General features: G+C 68.7%; 1 pseudogene. It reads right to left on the bottom strand.

What is annotated here, in order from left to right:
* Window positions 1-479, bottom strand: a pseudogene (locus ACEN88_RS34155) (heme utilization protein); the annotation flags it as partial.

Genomic DNA, 479 nt, shown 5'->3' with positions numbered 1-479 from the left:
GTCAGCGCGGCGATCTGGTTCGTCTTCATGGCGGCCAGATCGGCCGTCTCGATCGCGGCGACCTGGTTCGTCGTCAGTGCGCCCATCTGGCCGGTCGTCAGCGCGCCTGCCTGAGCCGTGGTCAGGGCGACGATCTGGTTCGTCGTCAGGCCAGCGGACACCTGGGCGGTCGTCAGCGCGGCGATCTGCGTGGTCACCATCGACGCCAGCTGGTTCGTGGACAGGCCGGCCGAGATCTGGTTCGTGGTCAGCGCGGCAACCTGGCTCGTCTTGAACGCGGCGAGGTCGGCGGTCTGCAGTGCGGCAACCTGGTTCGTGGTCAGCGCGGCGGTCTGCGCGGTGCTCAGTGCGCCTGCCTGCGAGGTGGTCAGCGCGACGATCTGGTTCGTCGTCAGGCCGGCGGACACCTGGTTCGTCGTCAGCGCGGCGATCTGGTTCGTCTTCATGGCGGCCAGATCGGCCGTCTCGATCGCGGCGAC

This window comes from Massilia sp. CT11-108 (assembly GCF_047302915.1).
Lineage (GTDB): Bacteria > Pseudomonadota > Gammaproteobacteria > Burkholderiales > Burkholderiaceae_D > Telluria > Telluria orientalis.
This window is presented reverse-complemented; position numbering and strand designations above follow the sequence as displayed.